The sequence below is a fragment of the Sulfitobacter sp. CW3 genome, assembly GCF_019392245.1.
Taxonomy (GTDB): Bacteria; Pseudomonadota; Alphaproteobacteria; order Rhodobacterales; family Rhodobacteraceae; genus Sulfitobacter.
Map to the genome: position 1 here is coordinate 169,672 of NZ_JAHXRL010000001.1, position 17,071 is coordinate 186,742.

16 protein-coding genes are annotated in these 17,071 nt (G+C 57.9%); 8 read left to right on the plus strand and 8 right to left on the minus strand.

Features of this window, described 5'->3' with window-relative positions; genetic code table 11:
- Positions 1–23: 23 nt before the first annotated feature.
- A complete protein-coding gene (locus tag KZZ06_RS00695) occupies positions 24–281 on the plus strand; it encodes a BolA family transcriptional regulator (protein ID WP_219578113.1) in 258 nt (85 codons plus the stop codon).
- Here the strand turns inward: KZZ06_RS00695 and KZZ06_RS00700 are convergent.
- The 4 genes from KZZ06_RS00700 to KZZ06_RS00715 form a co-directional block, all read right to left on the minus strand.
- Positions 278–727, minus strand: coding sequence for a DUF4177 domain-containing protein (locus KZZ06_RS00700; RefSeq protein WP_219578114.1), 450 nt, complete (start codon positions 725–727; stop codon positions 278–280). The genes KZZ06_RS00695 and KZZ06_RS00700 overlap by 4 nt on opposite strands.
- A gap of 105 nt (positions 728–832) precedes the next feature.
- Complete coding sequence (locus KZZ06_RS00705) at positions 833–1,300, minus strand: thioesterase family protein (protein WP_219578115.1); 468 nt, start codon at positions 1,298–1,300, stop codon at positions 833–835.
- 97 nt (positions 1,301–1,397) lie between these two features.
- Complete coding sequence (gene gatB / locus KZZ06_RS00710) at positions 1,398–2,909, minus strand: Asp-tRNA(Asn)/Glu-tRNA(Gln) amidotransferase subunit GatB (protein WP_219578116.1); 1,512 nt, start codon at positions 2,907–2,909, stop codon at positions 1,398–1,400.
- Positions 2,910–3,063: 154 nt separating this feature from the next.
- Positions 3,064–4,392, minus strand: coding sequence for a hypothetical protein (locus tag KZZ06_RS00715; RefSeq protein ID WP_257884138.1), 1,329 nt, complete (start codon positions 4,390–4,392; stop codon positions 3,064–3,066).
- Positions 4,393–4,649: 257 nt separating this feature from the next.
- Here KZZ06_RS00715 and KZZ06_RS00720 point away from each other — a divergent pair, with 257 nt between their 5' ends.
- Complete coding sequence (locus tag KZZ06_RS00720) at positions 4,650–5,354, plus strand: lytic transglycosylase (RefSeq protein ID WP_257884139.1); 705 nt, start codon at positions 4,650–4,652, stop codon at positions 5,352–5,354.
- Between the two features lie 93 nt (positions 5,355–5,447).
- Here the strand turns inward: KZZ06_RS00720 and KZZ06_RS00725 are convergent, their stop codons facing one another.
- Both KZZ06_RS00725 and pepN read right to left on the minus strand, forming a co-directional pair.
- Entirely contained in the window at positions 5,448–5,882 is a 435-nt protein-coding gene (locus KZZ06_RS00725; protein WP_219578117.1) for a hypothetical protein, read from the minus strand.
- A gap of 50 nt (positions 5,883–5,932) precedes the next feature.
- Positions 5,933–8,485, minus strand: a complete 2,553-nt coding sequence (pepN, locus tag KZZ06_RS00730; RefSeq protein ID WP_219578118.1) for an aminopeptidase N — start codon at positions 8,483–8,485, stop codon at positions 5,933–5,935.
- A 102-nt stretch (positions 8,486–8,587) separates the two neighbouring features.
- Here pepN and KZZ06_RS00735 point away from each other — a divergent pair, with 102 nt between their 5' ends.
- From KZZ06_RS00735 to KZZ06_RS00750, 4 genes are all read left to right on the plus strand, one after another.
- Positions 8,588–8,833 (plus strand): hypothetical protein, encoded by a 246-nt coding sequence (locus KZZ06_RS00735; protein ID WP_219578660.1) that lies wholly within the window; start codon positions 8,588–8,590, stop codon positions 8,831–8,833.
- A 207-nt stretch (positions 8,834–9,040) separates the two neighbouring features.
- Entirely contained in the window at positions 9,041–11,194 is a 2,154-nt protein-coding gene (locus tag KZZ06_RS00740; RefSeq protein WP_219578119.1) for a malate synthase G, read from the plus strand.
- A gap of 70 nt (positions 11,195–11,264) precedes the next feature.
- Positions 11,265–11,690, plus strand: a complete 426-nt coding sequence (locus KZZ06_RS00745) for a heme-binding protein (RefSeq protein WP_219578622.1) — start codon at positions 11,265–11,267, stop codon at positions 11,688–11,690.
- A gap of 79 nt (positions 11,691–11,769) precedes the next feature.
- Positions 11,770–12,546: a gamma-glutamyl-gamma-aminobutyrate hydrolase family protein gene (locus tag KZZ06_RS00750; protein ID WP_219578120.1), complete on the plus strand. Its 777-nt coding sequence runs from the start codon at positions 11,770–11,772 to the stop codon at positions 12,544–12,546.
- Here KZZ06_RS00750 and KZZ06_RS00755 read toward each other — a convergent pair.
- Entirely contained in the window at positions 12,538–12,732 is a 195-nt protein-coding gene (locus tag KZZ06_RS00755; RefSeq protein WP_219578121.1) for a hypothetical protein, read from the minus strand. The genes KZZ06_RS00750 and KZZ06_RS00755 overlap by 9 nt on opposite strands.
- A gap of 127 nt (positions 12,733–12,859) precedes the next feature.
- Complete coding sequence (locus tag KZZ06_RS00760; RefSeq protein ID WP_219578122.1) at positions 12,860–13,612, minus strand: SDR family NAD(P)-dependent oxidoreductase; 753 nt, start codon at positions 13,610–13,612, stop codon at positions 12,860–12,862.
- A gap of 235 nt (positions 13,613–13,847) precedes the next feature.
- Between KZZ06_RS00760 and KZZ06_RS00765 the strand changes: the two genes are divergently transcribed.
- On the plus strand, positions 13,848–15,422 hold the full coding sequence (locus KZZ06_RS00765) for a Re/Si-specific NAD(P)(+) transhydrogenase subunit alpha (protein ID WP_219578123.1): 1,575 nt from the start codon (positions 13,848–13,850) through the stop codon (positions 15,420–15,422).
- Between the two features lie 13 nt (positions 15,423–15,435).
- Complete coding sequence (locus tag KZZ06_RS00770) at positions 15,436–16,875, plus strand: NAD(P)(+) transhydrogenase (Re/Si-specific) subunit beta (protein WP_219578124.1); 1,440 nt, start codon at positions 15,436–15,438, stop codon at positions 16,873–16,875.
- Positions 16,876–17,071: the final 196 nt, after the last annotated feature.

Sequence of the window (17,071 nt, forward strand, 5' to 3'; positions counted from 1 at the left end):
ATTGAAGGGGGCTTTGCGAAAAAATGTCAGTAACTCAGGAAATTGCCGACCGTTTGGAAGCCGCCTTTGCGCCGACGGAATTGAATGTGGTGGATGACAGCGAAAGCCATCGCGGTCATGCGGGCTTTCAAGAGGGGGGCGAAAGTCACTTTAACGTAAAAATCAGGTCAGAGAAATTCAAGGGCTTGAACCGGATTGCACGTCACCGCGCCGTGCACGAGGCGTTGGGGCCTGAATTAATCGGCCGTATCCACGCGCTGGCGCTGGATCTCGACGTTTAGTCGCCTTTGGGCGGGGTCGTGTTGGATGCGGTCGTGTTGGACGATGGCGTAGTGTCTTTCTGCGCGTCGTCAGATTTTACATCTGTATCGCCAGCCGTGTCGCCCCGTGGTGCGGGGGCAATACTGTCAGCTTTCGTATCAGAGCCATCCTGACCCGGCACCGTAACTTGCGGAGCGGGCAGAAGTTCGGGGCTAAACGCATCCGTATCGCTTGCATGCGGACGGCGGAAAATCAGCACATTGCGCCATTCTTTTGTGGTTCCAGTCAGGCCAGAACGTTCGGTCGATGGCAAGGTTTCCGCACGCTGATATTCCCAGCCCTCGCTTGCAAGGCTGTTCATAAGCTCTTCCAACGCATGGGAAAAACGCGCTTCGGCCCCTTTGATATCTTTGCCCTTCAGGCCCTTTTTCGGTGCGGGAACGACTTTGTATTCGTAGCGGGGCATGGGCGTCCTTTGGCGTTGTTTGAAACGTCTTAGCCTATCACCAATTGCCGCACAACGTGTCGGGCGCATCGATTTTGCAACTTATCGGGTGTTGCTTCTTATCGCCTACTTTTTCAGCCCGATTTTACGGCCGGCACGTTCGGGAAAGGGCAGACTGCTATGCGCCTGCTTCATCGCGTCAAGCTTGGACAGGACCGACTGTGGCATGGGGGCGACGCGGGGGCCGGACTGATCGACGTGCAAGGTCAATGCCTCGCCCGTGGCGGCAAGCCAGCCATCAACATGCCAAAGCTCGGTGAACGTGTGGAACCGTTTTTCGTCGAAATCCAACAGTTGGAAGGTGCAGTAGGTCTGCGCGCCCTCATGCAGTTCGCGAATATAGCAGATGTGGAATTCGGCCACATAGGTGGTGCAGCCCTGCTTTTGATACTCGGGCCCAAATCCGATCTGCTCATAGGCATCGTCGACGGCGTTATCCATCAGCACCGAATAATAGGCCATGTTCAGATGGCCGTTAAAATCGATCCATTCAGGTTTCACGATCCGGGGGGATGAGCGGAAAGGGGTATCCATTATAAAGCCTTTCGAAAGATGTGGCTGCGGGCTGCGGGGTGCGCCGTTTTCTTTCAAAGAAAACGGGCCGGAATTTTTGAAAAATTCCGTTCGCCCCTTAGCCGTTCAGCTTTTTCGCCACGATTTCGTTGACGGCCTTCGGATTGGCTTTGCCGCCTGTGGCCTTCATGGTCTGGCCAACAAACCAGCCTGCCAGCTTGGGGTTTTCGCGGGCCTTGGCGACTTGATCGGGGTTGGCGGCGATGATCTCGTCTACGGCGGCCTCGATGGCACTTGTGTCGGTGACCTGCTTCATGCCGCGTTCTTCAACGATCACGGCAGGGTCGCCGCCTTCGGTATAGACGATCTCGAACAGGTCCTTGGCGATCTTGCCCGAAATGGCATCCGACGCGATCAGGTCAACAACGCCGCCCAGCTGGGCAGGGGTGACGGGGCTCTCAATGATCGTCTTTTCGTCTTTCTTGAGGCGACCGAAGAGTTCGTTGATCACCCAGTTCGCGGCCATCTTGCCGTCACGCCCTTTGGCGGTTTCTTCAAAATAGCTAGAGCTGTCGAGGTCGGCTGTCAGCACCGAAGCATCATAATCGCTTAGCCCGAAATCATTGATAAAGCGTGCTTTCTTGGCGTCGGGCAGTTCTGGCAGGGTCGCGTTGATCTCGTCGACCCACGCTTGTTCAATCACCAAAGGCAGCAGATCGGGGTCGGGGAAATAGCGGTAGTCATGCGCTTCTTCCTTTGACCGCATGGAACGGGTTTCCATTTTATCCGGGTCAAACAGCCGCGTCTCTTGCACCACTTCACCGCCGCCTTCGACGATGGCGATCTGGCGTTTGGCTTCGACGTCAATCGCTTGCTGGATAAAGCGCATGGAGTTCATGTTCTTGATCTCGCAACGGGTGCCCAGATGGCTGAAATCCTGCGTGGATTGGTATTTTTCATACTGGCCGGGCAGGCAGATCGACACGTTCACGTCAGCGCGCATCGCGCCGGACTGCATGTCGCCGTTGCACGTGCCCAGATAGCGCAGGATCTGGCGCAGTTTGGTCAGATAGGCGGCGGCTTCTTCGGGGCCACGGATGTCGGGTTTGCTGACGATTTCCATCAGGGCGACGCCTGTGCGGTTCAGGTCGACGAATGACATGTTCGGGTCCATGTCGTGGATGGATTTACCGGCGTCTTGTTCAAGGTGGATGCGTTCAACCCGCACTAGACGTGCGGTGTTGTCGCCCATTTCAACCAACACTTCGCCTTCGCCCACGATGGGGTGGTAAAGTTGGGAAATCTGATAGCCTTGGGGCAAGTCGGGGTAGAAATAGTTTTTGCGGTCGAACGCGCTTTCCAGGTTGATCTGCGCCTTGAGGCCCAGCCCCGTGCGCACCGCTTGTTCAACACAAAATTCGTTCAGTGTCGGCAGCATGCCGGGCATTGCCGCATCCACGAAAGATACGTTGCTGTTCGGTTCTGCCCCGAATTTGGTAGAGGCCGCCGAGAACAGTTTGGCGTTGGACAGCACCTGTGCGTGGACTTCCATCCCAATCACCAGTTCCCAGTCATGTTTGGCACCGGCAATTGTGCGGACTTTGGGGGTGTCGTAGGTCAGGTCAAGCATCAGGGCACCTTTGGCATCTTTGGTAACATCGCTTGGTCATAAGACAGGGGGCGGGGTGCTGCAAGAGGTGGCTTGGCTGTGGGGGGCAATCACGCGATATCAGACGGGCGGCGGCCGATTGCTGCATTTATTCGGGGCACTGGAACTGGATCGGCTAAAAGGCGTGCGACTGCGGGCCGTTTTCAGTGAACACGATACGATTGCCTGCTGCGATTTCCGATTTGAACAGACTTGCCATGATACGCATGGCGTCATCACGGCCCGCCGCTGCAAATTTACGTGGCGAGCTGATGCGCAGATTGTTGTCAAACCCGTGTGCCGCATGTGCCCAGACCATCGGGTGCAGCTCTGTCAGATGTTCGCGTACGATCCATTCCGTACAGCCCGCGATTTGCGCCCGGACATGGTCTGCCTTGTCGTTTCCGGTAAAGCCCTGACCGATGGTATTGGCGCAGTAAGCGGCCAAAAGATTTGCAGTGTAGGCGTTTGGGTTACGACCCAGGATGTCGCGCAGCCCATCAATAAAGAACGGCAGGTCCAAGTTCGCACAGGCCTCATCATCGCATGAAATTGCGTCGAATTGCACCCAAGCATAGCCGCCAGCGCCCCAGATATGCTCGGTTCGCGCGGCTGTGCGCCGGGCCTCGAGTTCCAGCTGGGCGTAGCTGCCGAACCAGCGTGGCAACAGGTGATTGCCCATGGCGCGCATCGGGCCGGGGTTCAGCGGGTTGAGGTTGATCAGATGCTCGTATCTGTCGGCCACACGGTCCTTGGTGCTGGCGGGGCCGCTGACTTGGGCGCAATGGGTTGCGGCCAGCAGGGGGCTGTCGGCATGCTTGGCCAAAAACGGTTCAATGATATCGTCGGCGCGGGCAAGATGGGCCTCGAACGCGTCGCGGTTGCGCCGCGGGACGTCCTGATCCCATCCGTTGCCGCGCCAGGCCCAGCCAATATCGATATGCGCCTGCGCGACGATGCAGGCGACGACATAATCATTGGGGTACTCTTCCAGAACATGTTCAAAATCTTCGATGCCTGTCAGAACTTCCTTGGCGACGTGGCTGTCGCTTTCGCGGATCGCATGTTCGGCAGCCAAAACCACATCGGCGCGCGCGCCAAAGGCGATCAGATCGGCGACGGGCATTGAGCCTTCGGTCAGGGTGCCTGCACAGTCATATGTGCGGATGGTTTCGCTTAGGGCCGCCCAATTTTCCTGACGCACCAGACGTTGGCCGGTTTGTTGGAACCCGTCGCGCGCACTTTCTTCGGCGGTGGGATTGGGGCAATCGATTTTCAGCATGTCCTGACTGGGCGCACTGTGGCCGTTCTTGCCGGGGGTCGGGCGGGTGCTGCGGTGCCGCCTTTGTGCGTGTTTTACCGTTTCAGAAAGCTCGGGAAGCCGAGGTTTAGTGGCAGTGCTTGCAGTATCTTGCGACGACAGCGACTTGTTTTTGCGTTTGAAGAAATTCTTAATCTGCAGCATCTATTGTCCAATTTTCGTTCACTGGTTTTCGTAGGTCGCTTTGTATCGGATCAATTTCGTCCCAGATTCGGGCGCAAACATGGCTTTGCCAAGGTTCATCTGAGGTGTTTTTACACCTATTGCGTGTGTTTTGGGCCTAATTCGGGCATGTGTTGTGAAGGGGCAAAATACGGGTGACGATGCAGAGGGGATGGATTTTCGATGAAAGCTGACCCGCCTTGCGACGGTATAGGTGTTTTGATTTGGGGGGATGTTTGATGCGCTACGTGGTCTATGGTTTGGTTTTGATGTGCTGTGCAGCCAGCGCGGTTGCTGCCGGGATCGATACGGTCAGACCAGTGGCGCGCGCCGCTGATATTGGCATCACCGATCTGACACCGCGCGCACGGCTGAACCGGGATACGTTGTCACCGCCCACCCGATCCGCACATTTGCCGCGCACGCGCTATCAGCATCAGCCGGGGCATGCCCTGTGGACGCGGGCGGCGCTGTCAGCGTTGAAAGCGCATGGCAAACCCTTGGTGGATATGGTGCCAGCCGACGTCACAGAGTGGTGTCCTGCCTATCCTTTGGCTGATGACCGGGGGCGGCGGGCGTTCTGGGTCGGCTTTCTGTCAGCCCTGTCAAAGCATGAAAGCACCTATCAGTCGTATGCCGTGGGCGGCGGCGGACGGTGGTATGGATTGTTGCAGATTTTGCCCGCAACCGCGCGGGGCTATGACTGCAACGCCGGCACCGGCGAGGCGTTGAAAAGCGGTGCCGCGAACCTGAGCTGCGCCATTCGCATCATGGCGGTGACTGTGCCACGGGACGGTGTGATCTATGGCCCCGGCGGGCGCGGCGTTGCGGCTGATTGGGGGCCGATGCGCAGTGCCGCTAAACGGGCGGATATCGCCCATTGGTTGCGGCGGCAGACCTATTGCAGGCCGCTGGATGCGACGCGGCCCAAGACGCGACCCTAGACGCGGTCGTAGGGCGGACTGTCAGGCGTTCGGGATGGGCGCAGCGGTGGGATGCCTTCGGCGAGGATATTTAAGAGCCAGAGAAGCGAGCGGTCATTGCCTGAGGCTGAAGTGATGGCGTTCGGTTTTAGTGTTGCGGGCGTTCAACGCCTGCTCAAAGGTTTTGTGCGGTGGAGTTGCCTCGAACGGGATACGGATTTTGCGGCCCGAATTGAGGATCACCGTCGCGCGGGTCGAAAAATCCAGCCGCGTATCGAGGCGGATATGATTGATTTCTGACAGGCGGATCTGCGCGTTGCGCCGGCCACTATGCCAGTCAAGGTTTGTCTGGCTGAGGCTGAGACCCGCAGCAGGGTTCGCGACCACATCATAGAGCGCGGGTAGGGAGCAGGCCCCGATGATCCCGATGATCAAGGGGGCGGCGTCGAGCATAGCCCAAGCGTAGAACAGCGCGGCCCAGATCAGTACCAGCACGAGGATCGCAGGGGCACTGCGCCCCTGCCGTTGGTATATATAGACTTCGGTCACCTTGTGCTGATGCCAGATACACCGGTTCTCTGGCGGTCAGGGGCCATGTGTTACGCGCCCCGTATCCGGGTGAGCATTTCAGTCGTGTCGCGCGAGAGATCGGGTTGCGCGAGAATGCGGTCAAGCTCGGTTTTGATCATGGCTTGGCGGTCTGTGTCATAGCGTTTCCATGTCTGGAAGGCAGAACACATCCGCGCCGTGGTTTGCGGGTTCACCGGATCGAGTTTGATCAACCAGTCGGCAAGCAGGCGATATCCCGCGCCGGATGCATGGTGGAACCCGGCATGATGGGCCGTAAAGGCCCCCAGTACAGACCGGAACCGGTTGGGGTTTTTCCAGTTGAAACTGGCATGTTTGGTCAGGGTTTCCACCACCTCATGCGCATCTTCTGGATCGGCTTCCATGACTTGCAGGCCGAACCATTTATCCATCACCAGACGGTCGTTTCTCCATTGTGCCTCGAATATCTGCAATGCGGCGCTGCCTTTGCCCGCGCGAATGAGGTTGGCCAAGGCGCTGAGCTGTTGTGTCATGTTATCGGCGGCATCATATTGCTTTTGCGCCATGGCACCGTCGTCGGTGCGGGTCAAAAGCGACAGCGCGGCATTGGCAAGCGCGCGTTTGCCGGATTGTGCGGCGTTGGGTTCATAGGCATCTGTCACGGTGTGGCGCATATAAAGCGTCGGCACCAAAGTAGCATAGGATTTCGCCATCGCGTCGCGGGTCGTCTCGACCGCGGCATAGATGATGTCAGGATCGGGGGTATGGCCGTCTTCGGCCAAGGCGCGCGCCAGATCGGATTGCGAGGGCAGGCCCAGCATCAAAGCGCGGTAAGCTGGATCAAGATGTTCGTCGCTGATCACGGCACGGATGCCTTTCAGCCAATCCTTATTGGGGTTCTTACCCTCAAGGATCATCGCGATAAGAGACTTGCGGGCCAAAATGCGACCCTGTTCCCAGCGGTTAAATGGATCGGTGTCATAGGCCAGCAGATGCGCACGGTCGGAATCGCTTAGGTCTTGGGTCAGGACAACGGGGGCGGAAAAACCGCGCAACACGGATGCGATGGGGCGGGTGCCCAAGTTGTCAAAGACAAAGCTTTGTTCGGCTTGGGTCATCTCTAACACGACGGTTGGTTCGACCTCGTCGCCGTCCTGATCGATCAGGCCAACGGCGATGGGCAATACCAGCGGCTGCGGGGCAGGCGTCGCGGCGTTGGGCGGTGTGTGCTGTTTAAAGTTCAGCGTAAGCTTGCCGTGGTCCCAATCTTCGGTCACCGACAGTCGGGGGGTGCCGGCTTGGGAATACCAGCGTTTGAACTGGGTCAGGTCGCGGCCGGTGGTGTCTTCAAATACTTTCAACCAATCCTCGATGGTGCAGGCCTGGCCATCGTGGCGGTCAAAGTAGAGATCAAGCGCGTCTGAATAGGCCTTATCGCCGACCAGCGATTTCAGCATGCCGATGACTTCGGCACCTTTTTCATAGACCGTGGCGGTATAGAAGTTGTTGATTTCCTGAAAGCTTGCCGGACGCACAGGGTGGGCCAGCGGGCCTTGGTCTTCGGGGAATTGACGTGCGCGCAGGTCGATCACATCGCCGATGCGTTTAACGGGGGCTGACCGCATGTCGGACGTGAACTCGCTATCGCGAAAGACGGTCAACCCTTCCTTGAGGCACAGCTGGAACCAGTCGCGGCAGGTGATCCGGTTGCCGGTCCAGTTATGGAAATACTCATGCGCGATGATCGCTTCGATCCGTTCGAAATTCGTATCGGTCGAGGTTTCAGGCGACGCCAGCACGGCAGAGGAATTGAAAACATTCAGCCCCTTGTTTTCCATCGCGCCCATGTTGAAGTCATCCACGGCAACGATGTTGAACAGATCAAGGTCGTATTCGCGGCCGTATACGTCTTCGTCCCATTTCATCGAATCCTTCAACGCCTGCATGCCAAAGGCGCATTTGTCTTCGTCGCCGGGGCGCACATAGAGGTTAAGCGCTACATCGCGGCCGGATTTGGTGGTGAAACTACTTGGATGTGCCACCAGATCGCCCGCAACAAGGGCAAACAGATAGGCGGGCTTGGGCCACGGGTCATGCCATTGGGAGCTGTGGGCGTCTGAGCTGATCGGGTTGCCGTTCGACAGCAGTACCGGGTGCGGCCCGTTGATGGTGACGGTGAACACGGCCATCACGTCGGGGCGGTCGGGGTAATAGGTGATCTTGCGGAACCCTTCGGCCTCGCATTGGGTGCAATACATGCCGTTGGACATATACAGCCCTTCAAGCGCGGTGTTGCCGGTTGGGTCAATCTCGACTTCGGCCTCCCATAAAAACGGCGCATCGGGCACGTCGCAGGTCAGGCCAGCCTCGGTAAATTTGGGGGTGACAGGCTTGCCGTCGATTTTCGCGCTGATCAGTTTCAGGTTCTCGCCATGCAGCAAAAACGTGCGGTCTGTGGCATCGGGGTTGGGGCGAAAGGCGATGGCGCTTTTCACGCGGGTGATATGCGGATCCAGATCGAATTGCAGCGCGACACTGTCGATAATAAAGCCGTAAGGCGTGTAATCGGCGAGGTGTATCGTCTGGGGGGCAGCATCGCGCATGTTTTTTCCTTTGTGTCGGAACTTAGTGTTCGGTTGGCAGGTTAATCCTGCAACCGACTACCCGCAAGGCGGGAATAGCAACCGATTAACCGGAGAATGATTATGTCAGCACCCGACACAAATATCGAGAAGCAAGAAAAGCAACATAAACCGGCGCTGCTGGGGATCAAAGGTGCCATGGTGTTTGGCGTTTTGATGGTGGCGTTGCTGTTGTTCTTTGTTGTGGGCAACGGGCGCGAAGATGAAGATGTGGCGACCGACGGTGCAGTGATCGAACAAGACGCAGGCACCGCGACCGTGGACGCGCCGGTTGATCCGGTTGGGACCACTACGACAGACGGCAACTAAAGGTTTCAGTCTTTTAAGTGAATTTTGGGCAGGTTCTGGGGGCAGAGCCTGCCTTTTTCTATGTCCGCTAGGCGTCGCGTGAACCATGGCAAACGGGTAGGTTGGGTGGATTGGTAATATAATTTGACCAATATAGCTTGCCCAAGGGGGTGTTACATCTTAAGAATTTCTCAACGCGCGTCCCAGACGGAACCCAAGGAGAATTCAATGACCCAACGCACAGATAAGAACGGCTTGCAGGTCGCGGACGAACTGGTCCGCTTTATCGAGACGCAAGCATTGCCCGGAACCGGTGTTGAACCTGACAAATTCTGGGCGGGTTTTTCTGATCTCGTGCATGATCTGGGGCCCAAGAACCGCGACCTGTTGCAGGTGCGCGAAGACATGCAGGCCAAGATCGACGCATGGCACAAGGAACGTGCCGGTCAGGACCACGATGCGGCTGCCTATACCGCGTTTCTGCGCGAAATCGGCTATCTGGTGCCTGAAGGCCCTGCTTTTTCAATTGATACCGCTGGCGTTGACCCCGAAATCGCATCGGTGCCCGGCCCGCAGCTGGTTGTGCCAATCACCAATGCCCGCTTTGCCCTGAACGCTGCCAATGCCCGCTGGGGCAGCTTGTATGATGCGTTTTATGGCACGGATGCGCTGGGCGATCTGCCGCAGGGCAAGGGCTATGACGCGGCGCGCGGCGCGCGGGTTGTGGCGAAAGCCAAGGCGTTTCTGGACGAGGCAACACCACTGGCATCGGGATCTTGGGCTGATGTATCCGGGATCGCGGTTTCGGACGGTGCATTGGCCTTGTCAGGTGCAGGCAACCTTGAAGATGCGGCGCAATTTGCGGGCTACCGTGGTGCGGCAGATGCCCCGACGGCGATTTTGCTAAAGCACAACGGGCTGCATATCGAAGTGCAAATCGACGCGGATCACCCGATCGGCAAAACCGATCCGGCGCATGTGTCGGACATGCTGATGGAATCCGCCCTGTCCACGATCATGGATTGCGAAGACAGCGTTGCTGCCGTGGATGCAGAGGACAAAGTCGTTGCTTATGGCAACTGGCTGGGCCTGATGAAGGGCGATCTGTCCGAGACATTTGAAAAGGGCGGCCAGCAGGTCACCCGTGCGATGAACCCCGACCGCGAATATACCGCGCCGGATGGGTCGGCACTGACCCTCAAAGGCCGGTCGCTGATGTTGATCCGCAATGTCGGCCACCTGATGACCAACCCCGCCGTGCTGGACCGTGATGGTCTGGAAGTGGGCGAGGGGCTGATGGACGCGATGATCACAACGCTGATCGCGATGCATGACCTGCAAAAGACCAGCGGGATGCGCAACTCGGTCGCGGGATCGGTCTATGTCGTTAAACCCAAAATGCACGGGCCCGCCGAAGTCGCCTTTGCCGACGAGATCTTCACCGATGTGGAATCCGTGCTGGGCCTGCCTGCCAACACCGTCAAGCTGGGTATCATGGACGAAGAGCGCCGCACCTCGGCCAATCTGGCCGAATGTATCCGCGCCGCGAAATCGCGGGTGGCGTTTATTAACACCGGTTTCCTTGACCGGACCGGCGATGAAATCCACACCTCGATGGAGGCGGGGCCGATGGTGCCCAAAGGCGAGATGAAGAACGCCGAGTGGATCGCCGCCTATGAGGATCGCAACGTTGATATCGGTCTGGCCTGTGGTTTGCAGGGCAAGGCACAGATCGGCAAAGGCATGTGGGCCATGCCGGACATGATGGCAGCGATGATGGAGGCCAAGATTGGCCACCCCAAAGCCGGTGCAAACTGTGCTTGGGTGCCATCACCGACAGCCGCGACATTGCACGCGATGCATTACCATCAGGTTGACGTGCTGGCGCGGCAAGAAGAGATCAAGGCCGGCGGCCCTCGTGGCACGCTGGACGCGTTGTTGAACATTCCGGTTCTGACAGGTCGCAATCTGTCGGATGCGGAAATCGCGCAAGAGATCGAGAATAACGCCCAAGGCATCCTTGGCTATGTGGTGCGGTGGGTCGATCAGGGTGTGGGCTGTTCCAAAGTGCCAGACATCCATGATGTGGGCCTGATGGAAGACCGCGCCACCTGCCGGATTTCGGCGCAGGCGCTGGCGAACTGGCTGCATCACGGGGTGATTTCCGAGGATCAGGTGATGGCCGGATTGAAAAAGATGGCAGCCGTGGTTGACGGGCAAAACGCGGGTGATCCGCTGTACCGCCCGATGGCACCTGGGTTTGACGGGATCGCGTTCAAAGCGGCCTGTGATCTGGTGATGAAGGGCCGTGTGCAGCCGTCGGGCTATACCGAGCCTGTGTTGCACGCGCGGCGGCTTGAATTGAAAGCTGCACAAGCTTGATGGTGCGGGAGCGAGGGGCCAGCCCCTCGCGCTCCCCGGAGTTTATTTGGCAAAATGAAAAGGGTTTAGACTGATGGTATCGTTAGAGCAGGCGCGGGTAATAATTGCACAGACGCTGAAAAAGGGCCGCGAGATGAGCTTCAAGCCTTTGTCGGTCGTTGTTTTGGATGCGGGCGGACATGTGCAGGCGTTTGAGCGCGAGGACGGTGCCGCACCGGGACGGTTTGCGATTGCCCATGGCAAGGCTTACGGCGCGGTGATGTTGGGGATGGCCGGGCACGCGCAGATGGCACGGGCCGAGGCGCAGGCCTATTTCATGTCATCGGTGAACGGCGTTTTTGGCGGCGCAGTCGTGCCCGTACCGGGCGGGATTTTGTTGCGCGATGATAGCGGTGTTGTGATTGGCGCGGTTGGTGTCACGGGGGACACATCCGATAACGATGTCGAGGCCGGATTGGCCGGTATTGCCGCCACCGGGTTGCAGGCGGACGCTTAAAAATAGCGTTTTAAGGGGTGTTGAGGTCGCCAGTCGGACGCGCTAAGCTTTGAGCTATTCGCAAGTTTGAGGCCCGTATATGTCACGTCCTGTCGTTGGTATCATTGGCAATACCAGCCTTTTGAACGATCAATACCCAATCCATGCAGCAGGCACGATGAACACGGTGGCGGTGGCACAGGTGTCGGGCTGTATGCCGTTGATCATCCCGAGTGACCCTGCGCTGGTGTCCGTGGACGAGCTGTTGGAAGCCTGTGACGGATTTTTGTTCACGGGCGGGCGTCCGAATGTGCACCCCGAGGAATATGGCGAGGTCGAGACCGAAGCCCACGGGACATTTGACCGGGCGCGCGATGCGATTGCATTGGGCCTGATCCGCAGATGTGTGGATCGCGGGCAGCCGTTTTTTGGCGTCTGCCGCGGCTTTCAAGAGGTCAATGTCGCGATGGGTGGGTCGCTGTATCCCGAAATTCGTGATTTGCCGGGGCGGATGAACCACAGGATGCCCCCCGATGGCACGATCGAAGAGAAATTCGAGCTGCGCCATGACGTGACATTCACCCAAGGCGGGATCTTCCATGATATTCTGGGCGCTGCAAAGGTGCGGACCAATACCTTGCACGGGCAGGGGATCAAGGAACCCGGCCCACGGATCGTTATTGACGGTTTTGCCGATGATGGCACGCCCGAAGCAATTTATGTCAGGGGTGCTGCCGGCTTTACCCTTGCTGTGCAGTGGCATCCCGAATGGGACGCCGCGAATGATCCCGTTTCGCGCCCGTTGTTCCAGCGCTTTGGCGCGGCGGCGCAGGCCTGGGCCGAAGGCAGACGGCAAGGTTTGCTGCAGTCAGCCTAAGGCTTGGCGTGTGCGTTGGCCAAAACTGAAATCAAAGGTGTGACGGGGCGTGGGGGCGGCGGATGTGCGCCGCGAGCGCCAGACAAACCCCGGCGGGTTCAGATAGGGCCGCTGTTGCGGTGGAAACGGCAGGCCACGGCTGTTCACATCGGCTGCTTTGCGGCGGCTTTTGAAGGATAGTGTCATCCTGAGCGCCCCCCTTTTAAACAAGAGAAGGCGCGCAGGAGACCGGCGGGGATCATAGATAAATTAACCATGTCCCGACCGTAGCAGGATAGTGGTTAATGATTCCTGAAACAGCCCTATATATGGCCTACATATGGCCGCCGGTGACCTGAATGCACTGACCGTTGATGCTTTGGGATCCGGGGCCGGTCAGCCAGGCAGCCACTGCTGACACTTCGGACACATCAATCAAACGCTTGTGGGGGTTGGAATTTACCATGATCGCACGGGCTTTTTCCTCGGAGATACCGGCGCGTTCCGAAATAGACGCGGTGTTGCGCGTGACAATCGGCGTGTCCACATAGCCGGGGCAGATCGCGTTGAACGTATAAGGCTGGCCCATGTAATCTTCGGCAAGCGACCGCACCAGCCCGATCATCCCATGTTTGGACGCGGAATAGGCGGCTGCGCCGGGCAAACCGCGCAGACCCGCCATCGAGGATATGGCGATCACGCGGCCCCAATCTGTCTCGCGCATGGATTTCAACGATTCGCGGATCGTTAGAAACGCGCCGTCCAGATTGGTCGACATCATATTGCGCCAGAATTCCATATCGGTCTTATGCACGGCTTTGCCTTCGGCGATGCCTGCGTTGGGAATGCAAATCTGGATCGGGCCGTGGGCTGCAACGGCGGCGGCGATCTTGGCGACCACGTCATCCTCGTTGCGCACGTCCATGGCAACGCCGGTCATGTTCGGGCCTGCGACCTCGTTCAGCACCTCTTGGCGGCGGCCTGTGATCGTGACATGTGCGCCTTTCGCGGCAAGGTCCTGTGCAATCGCCAGACCGATGCCTGTGCCGCCACCGGTGATGAATGCGTGTTTTCCGTTCAGGTTCATGGTGTCCTCCCTTTGAATCCCAGCCATGCTGGCAACAGGGTGGGGCGGGCGCAAGCCATGCGGCATTGTCACGCAACGTCGCGGGATCAGAAAACCGGTGTTTAGCGCTAGCAAAGGCCAGAATGGGCCTTCTATCCGGGGCCACATCTTGTACTATTGGAACCCGAGCGGTACTGCTCAGCGTAATAATGTTGCGCCACGGTGGACGTAACACGACAACACGGGGGATTCTGGATTGAAGATCGGGACGCCAAAGGAAGTATTTGAGGGGGAACGTCGCGTTGCGATGACCCCTGAGTCAGCGCTTCAGCTGCAAAAACTAGGTCATGAGTGCTTGATCGAAACGGGTGCCGGTCTGGCATCTGGTTTTGACGATGCAGCCTATACCGCAGCAGGTGTTAAGGTCGTCAAAACGGCAACAGCACTTTGGAAAGCTGCTGATGTGGTTGCCAAGGTACGCGTACCTGATGATGCAGAGATGAAGAAACTGCGCAGTGGTCAAACGTTGATCTCGTTCTTTAGCCCTGTCGCGGACGAGGCAAAGATGAAGGCGGCCGCCGAAAAAGGGGCCACCGTTGTTGCGATGGAAATGATCCCCCGCATCAGCCGCGCCCAGAAAATGGATGCGTTGTCGTCCATGGCGAACATCGCGGGCTACCGTGCGGTGATCGAGGCGGGCAATAACTTTGGTCGTTTCTTTACCGGTCAGATCACAGCGGCGGGCAAAGTGCCCCCGGCCAAGGTTCTAGTGGTTGGCGCCGGTGTCGCGGGTCTTGCCGCGATTGGTACGGCGACATCTTTGGGTGCGATTACCTATGCGTTTGACGTGCGCCCCGAAGTGGCCGAGCAGGTCGAATCCATGGGTGCCGAATTCGTTTACCTTGATTTCGAGGAAGAACAGCAGGACGGGTCTGCCTCTGGCGGCTATGCGTCTGTTTCTTCGCCAGAATTCCGCGAGGCACAGCTGGCCAAGTTCCGCGAGTTGGCACCGGAAGTCGATATCGTGATCACCACGGCGTTGATCCCCAACCGCGAGGCGCCGGAGCTGTGGACCGAAGACATGGTCGCCGCGATGAAGCCCGGATCGGTGATTGTCGATCTGGCGGCGGAAAAGGGCGGCAACTGCAAGCTGACCAAGATGGACGAGAAATTCGTCACGGATAACGGCGTGACCATCATCGGCTATACGGATTTCCCAAGCCGGATGGGTACACAGGCGTCCACGCTGTATTCCACCAACATCCGTCACCTGTTGACCGATCTGACGCCGGAAAAAGACGGCGTTATCAATCACAACATGGAAGACGACGTGATCCGTGGTGCGACCATCGCCCACGCCAGCGAAGTGACCTTCCCGCCGCCACCACCGAAAGTGGCTGCGATTGCGGCTGCCCCGAAAAAGGCACCGGTCAAGGAACTGACACCAGAAGAAAAGCGTGCCGCTGAAACGGCAGCGTTCAAAAAGCAAACCAAGTCTCAAGTTACATTGCTGGCGATTGGTGGCGCGTTGCTGCTGGCGGTTGGTTTGGTGGCTCCGGCCAGCTTTATGCAGCACTTTATCGTGTTTGTTCTGTCGGTGTTTATCGGTTTCCAAGTCATCTGGGGCGTGGCGCACAGCTTGCACACACCGTTGATGGCGGTGACGAATGCGATCTCGTCGATCATCATTCTGGGCGCGCTGATGCAAATTGGATCGGGGTCCTTCTTGGTGATTATTTTGGCGGCTTTGTCGGTCTTCATGTGTGGGATCAACATATTCGGCGGCTTCCTCGTGACACGGCGCATGCTCGCCATGTTCCAGAAATCTTAAGGGGGCAGGGATCATGGATTTTGGTTTCACAACAGCGGCTTATGTGGTCGCAGCAATCCTGTTTATCCTGTCGCTTGGCGGGTTAAGCGGGCAGGAAAGCGCAAAGCGCGCGGTATGGTACGGCATTGTGGGTATGGCTTTGGCCGTGGCTGCAACGCTGATCGGGCCGGGCTCTGGCTATTGGCTTTTGTCGATCATCCTGATCGCGGGTGGCGGTGCCATCGGTTATCAGCTGGCGACAAAGGTGCAGATGACGCAAATGCCCGAACTGGTTGCTGCGATGCACAGCCTCGTCGGTCTGGCTGCGGTGTTTGTCGGCCTGATCGCACATTTCGAGATTGGCCGCGTCGGTGGTTTCCTTGCGGCTGGGGGTGATCCGTATGAACTGGGCACTTTCGCGGCGTTGATCGCCAAGAAATCGGGTGTCGAGCTTAGCATTCTGCGGGTCGAACTGTTCTTGGGCGTGTTCATCGGTGCGGTAACCTTCACCGGTTCCGTCATCGCCTATGGCAAGCTGGCGGGGCGCGTGTCGTCCACGGCAGAAAAGCTGCCCGGCGGTCACATGCTGAACATCGCAGCGGCGGCTGTCGCTGTGCTGACGTTGATCTGGTACTTTAACACTGGTGGCTTTCTGCCGCTGTTCCTGATGACGCTGGCGGCCTTGTTCATTGGCTACCATCTGATCATGGGCATCGGTGGCGCGGACATGCCGGTGGTTGTGTCCATGCTGAATAGCTATTCCGGCTGGGCCGCGGCGGCGATCGGCTTTAGCCTTGGCAATGATCTGCTGATCGTTGTTGGCGCGCTGGTTGGTTCCTCGGGTGCGATCTTGTCTTACATCATGTGTAAGGCGATGAACCGGTCCTTTGTCAGCGTGATTTTGGGCGGCTTTGGTGGCCCTGCGGGCGAACAGATGGCCGTTGAAGGCGAACAGGTCGCGATCGAAGCAGACGGCGTTGCCACGATGCTGAACGAAGCTGACAGTGTCATCATCATCCCCGGTTACGGGATGGCGGTTGCGCAGGCTCAGCAAGCGGTTAGCGAGCTGGTCAAAAAGCTGCGTGCCCAAGGCAAGAACGTGCGTTTCGCCATTCACCCGGTTGCGGGTCGTTTGCCGGGCCACATGAACGTGCTGCTGGCCGAAGCCAAAGTGCCCTATGACATCGTGATGGAGATGGACGAGATCAACGACGACTTCCCCAACACGGATGTTGCCATTGTGATCGGGTCCAACGACATCGTGAACCCTGCCGCACAGGACGATCCAAACAGCCCCATCGCCGGTATGCCGGTTCTGGAATGCTGGAAGGCCAAGAACGTGATCGTGTCCAAACGCGGGCAGGGGACGGGCTACTCCGGCATCGAAAACCCGTTGTTCTTCAAGGACAATACGCGGATGCTGTATGGCGATGCCAAGGCCAGCTTGGACAAGCTGCTGCCGTTGATCGACTGATCACTGGTCGGTAAAAGATTGAAAGGCGGTGCAGAAATGCGCCGCCTTTTGCGTTTGGGGCCCGGTTTTTTTAAAAAAAGATCGATCCGGAATTTTTGAAAATTCCGACCGCCCGCCAATCAAACCTAGGTCTTACATCCGGTTCTGTATTCAACGGTACACCGTAACCTAATGGAAATAATCAATTTATTTCTAC